The organism is bacterium (genome assembly GCA_028821235.1).
GTDB lineage: Bacteria > Actinomycetota > Acidimicrobiia > Spongiisociales > Spongiisociaceae > Spongiisocius.
The window spans coordinates 1-4,322 of sequence record JAPPGV010000090.1 but is presented as its reverse complement, the minus strand read 5'-3'; the positions used below and the strand labels follow the sequence as shown (position 1 = coordinate 4,322).

Sequence of the window (4,322 nt, the reverse complement as noted above, 5' to 3'; positions counted from 1 at the left end):
GATGTCCGCAACGGCTTCGTATCCGTCGAGGCAGCCGAACGGGACTACGGCGTCGCGGTGGACCCGGCCACTTTCAGCGTGGACACAGCAAGAACGGCAAACCTCCGCGGCTGAGGAAACTCTGCCTAGTTGCTAACTAAGTCACTTGCGTATCAGCCACACCAATGTCGGGGCGATTATGGAGCGCCTTGGATTGAGAGTTCTCTGTCGAGGCGGGTGATGAGGCGGGTGACGTCTGGTGCTTCGAAGATTCTGTACCTTTGCTTGCCTACGCTCCGCACCACCAGTACCCCCGACTCGGTGAGCTGGTTGACCGCCTGGCCTGTTGCGACTGTCGAGCGTTGGATCGCCGCCGCGGCCGAGTCGACCGCAAAGATGGGGCGGGCGGGTAGAAGGCTCAGGAGGCGGTCAGCGGACGATCCGCGCCGGATCGACCCGGCCCGTGAGCGCAGGTCGGCTTCAAGGTCGGCAACAGCGTCCAGGTAGCGGTGAGCCTCCTGGCAAGCGTCGTGGACGGCTTCGAGAAACATGCCCAGCCATTGCTCCGCGGCATGGTCTCGAGCGGGATCGTCGGCGGTTCCGACATGCCGCCAGGCACTGAGTCCGTCGATGTACGAATCGGTGGATCGGGCCAGAACCGCGCTGATGGGCGGCACGAACGCCGGGGCAACCTCCCGCCTGCGCAGGACCGCGTGGATGAGTGCTCGCCCGGTGCGCCCGTTGCCGTCGGCAAAAGGGTGGATAGTCTCGAACTGGGCGTGCGCTATCCCGGCCTGTATCAGGGGTGGGAGGTCCGTGCGGTTCACGTAGGCCATCAGGTCGGACAACAGGGAGGGGACTTCTTCGGGCGGGGGCGGAACGAAGGATGCCTCCAAGGGCGAGTAGGCGCTGGCCCCGATCCAGTTCTGCGTATCCCGGATCCAGCCGCCCAGATCAGGGTGGGGCGACGCCGACATGAGCCGGCGGTGGACCTCCAACAGGTCCTCTGTGTGTAACGGATCGCTGCGGGCGGCCGAACGGATCGCTTCTTCCATCGCTTCCAGGTTCCCCAGCACCTCGATCGCCGTCCGGTCAGCCGACCGCCCGCCCGCTTGGTGCTCGGCTTCTGCGGTCAGCAGCCTCCGCGGCGAAAGCTCGATACCTTCGATACGCGACGACGCCACCGCCTCGACCCGCAACAACACGTATGCGAACGTGTCGAGAGGATGCGGTCCCCCGCCCGCCGCCCGTCGGTTCAGCGCCTCAACCGCCGACTCAGCGGCGCCAGCCGTTGCTATGACATCCACCGACAGCCGCGGCACCCACCCCGCCAGAAAGTCAGGCATATACGCCTCGTACCGCCCCCCGCGACGCTCGCGAGCCAACGGAGCCTCCAACCTCGGGCGCCAATACCTAGAAACGTACCGGCCCATAACCTTTCCCCTCAGCCCACTTAACTACAGTTTCTACTTTAACCTTAGGTTAAAACGATGGGGTCGGCTAGGGGGCAGCTACCGCGGACCGATCCCCGGTTGTGTGGCTTCCGGTCTTGGGTTAGGTAGATTCTTGTTCCAGCCCGCCCATATGGCAGCCGCGGTGCCCATGGTTTAGGTCGGTCCCAGCGACTGCTCGATTTCTTCGAAGGCTTCGCCGACCCGGTCCGGGTCGGAGGTATCGACGGTCAGTGTCAGGATTCCGTCTCCCAGCGTGGCCAGGCGGGCCGCGTCTAGATTGAGGCGGCTACCGCGGCGCCGGCCCGATGGAGTCGAATGGCGGTGGCCCTGCCCTGTCCCGAAGCCGCCCCCGTTACCACGGCTACCCGCCCGCTGAGGTCCAGTACGTCCATGTCGGGTGCGTTCATACCGTGCCCCTATTGGAATCTGGGGAGAGCGTACCGCCGGTGGCGCCGCCGTGTCCGGTCTCGGCGGGGCCCGGGTCGTGGCGCTCGGTCGCGCATTGTTAGCCCGCGGGAAACGGGTGGTGCAGGCGGGCGTTCAGGCATGGTGTTAGCCTGCGGCTTATGACCGGCTGGCTCGAAGAAAGACCCGCCGCGGCCCGAACTCGGCCCAATGTCCGTATCCCGATGCGCGACGGTGTCGAGTTGTCGGCCGACCTGTTCTACCCGGAGTCGGACGAGCCCGCTCCGGTGATCCTGAAGTACTACCCATACCGCAAGGACGACCTGCTGCGCGGCGCCACGGTGGATAACGTGGCCTATTACGCCGCCCACGGGTACATAACCGCCCTGCTCGACATCCGCGGGACCGGTGCCTCGGCAGGTGTGTCCGACCGGATGTTACGCCTCCAGGAGTGGGAGGACGGTTACGACGCGGTGGAGTGGTTGGCCGCGCAGCCATGGTGCGACGGCTCGGTGGGCATGACCGGGGTTTCCTACGGTGGTTTCTCGACCCTGCTCACCGCTGCCCAGGCGCCTCCCCACCTCAAGGCCATCGCACCGGTCTACGCCGGATGGGACCACTACGAGAACAGCCATCCGGGAGGGATGTGGCAGACGTTCATCTGGTCGGGCGCCTACAACGCCATGATGAGCGCGTTTTCCGCGGCGCCTCCGGCGGCCGATCCAGAAGGCGCCTGGTTGGAGATCTGGGAGGAACACCTCACCAACAACAAGCCGTGGCTCAACTCCTGGTTGCGGGACCAGGTCGATGGCCCCGCGTGGCATGAGGGCTCGATCCGGTACGGGCTCGAGAACATACAGTGCGCCACCTTCATCATCGGCGGCTGGCACGACATCTTCGTGTCGGACCCGTTCTACATGTATATGGGCCTGAATCCGGACGTTCCCAAGAAGCTAATGGTGGGCCCATACCTGCACACCCCGCCCAATATCGGGTTCCCGGGGCCGCGCGTCGATCATCTCCACGAGATCGTGCGGTGGTTCGACCAGCACCTGAAGGGAGAGGACACCGGGATCGTCGACGAAGCTCCCATCGCCATATGGGTGCGGGGTTACGACCAGCCCCAAGCTCGCCGGGAGACGGCGGCCGGTTACTGGCGGAGCGAATCCGACTGGCCCCTGGCCCGGGCCGAGAGCGAGACCCTCTATCTCCAGCCGGGAGGGCGCCTGACGGATGAGGCGCCCGAAGATGGAGGGGGCGGCAGCGTCTCCTACGCGTACGACCCCGCGGTGGGTGTGTCGACGATGGGGTTGATGACCGGGCTCGCCGGAGATACGGGCCTGCCCCTGGACCAGCGCCGGGAAGCGCCCGGGTCGGTGGTGTTCATCGGAGAGCGGCTTGAGGCCGATCTCGAATTGACCGGTTTCCCCCACGCCACGCTGTACGTGTCCTCGACCGCCGAGGTCACCGCCTTCTCGGTCAAGCTGGTAGACGTCCATCCCGATGGGCCGTGGGCGCTGGTATCCAGGGTGATCAAGAACGCCACCCAGCGGAACTCCCGGACCGATCCGGCACCCCTCGTGCCGGGGGAAGTTATCGAGCTGAACATCGAGCTGGAACCCGTTTCCTACGTGTTCGGCGCGGGCCACCGATTGGGGATAATGGTCGCCAGCTCCGATTTCCCACTGGTGTGGCCGCTGCCCGAACATGCGACCAACACCGTCCATATGGACCGCGATCACCCCTCGCGGGTCACCCTGCCGGTGGTGAGCCGGCACGACTCCGGCCTGCCCGCGCCGGACTACCGGCCCGCGCCGCCCCTTCCCGAGGCATCGGGGACCACCGAGCCCTTGCGCTGGGAGCTGGTGGAGAGCCTCTCCGGCACGGGGGTGAGCGTGGTTATCTCATGGGGCAGCGACGCCATCCAAGACAACGGTGCCCGGATCTGCTGGCACGTGGACTTCAGGGCTACCACCGACCGGGCCAAGCCGGCGGAATCGAGCATCGAAGCCGGCTTCCGCTTCGACGTAGACCACGGGGCTTCCACCACCGAGGTCCGGACGACCAGCCGCGTTGCCGGTAACAGTGACGCGTTCCACGGCGTTACGGCGGTCGAGGTTAGAACTGATGGGATGCCCTGTTTCTCGCGCACCTGGCACTGCTCGGTCCCACGGGGATTCCTGTGACCATCGACGTCGCCCACCGCTCGGCGATCGGACGAGACCGCTCGCACGTCCTCCACCCGTAGCCAACTGGCCACCACCGAGGTCGCGCCGGACGACATGTATGTGGGCGCGGCCGGGTGCTACCTGGAGGACGCCCACGGCAACCGGCCCTTCGACGCCAACGCCGGCCTGTGGTGTGTCAACATCGGCTACGGGCGCGAGGAGATGGTGGAAGCCATCCGGGAACAGGCCGGACGGATGAGCTACGGACAGATCTTTGGCCGGGATCGCAGATCTGGCCCCACCGGGTCTCAACAGA

3 protein-coding genes and 1 pseudogene are annotated in these 4,322 nt (G+C 66.0%); 2 read left to right on the top strand and 2 right to left on the bottom strand.

The window, feature by feature from the left end; all coding sequences use genetic code 11:
- Positions 1-176 precede the first annotated feature (176 nt).
- Both OXK16_10900 and OXK16_10895 read right to left on the bottom strand, forming a co-directional pair.
- Complete coding sequence (locus tag OXK16_10900; GenBank protein ID MDE0376457.1) at positions 177-1,325, bottom strand: Fic family protein; 1,149 nt, start codon at positions 1,323-1,325, stop codon at positions 177-179.
- 380 nt (positions 1,326-1,705) lie between these two features.
- Positions 1,706-1,840, bottom strand: a complete 135-nt coding sequence (locus tag OXK16_10895) for a hypothetical protein (protein MDE0376456.1) — start codon at positions 1,838-1,840, stop codon at positions 1,706-1,708.
- A 159-nt stretch (positions 1,841-1,999) separates the two neighbouring features.
- Between OXK16_10895 and OXK16_10890 the strand changes: the two genes are divergently transcribed.
- Complete coding sequence (locus tag OXK16_10890) at positions 2,000-4,024, top strand: CocE/NonD family hydrolase (protein ID MDE0376455.1); 2,025 nt, start codon at positions 2,000-2,002, stop codon at positions 4,022-4,024.
- Between the two features lie 108 nt (positions 4,025-4,132).
- A pseudogene (locus tag OXK16_10885) lies at positions 4,133-4,322 on the top strand (hypothetical protein).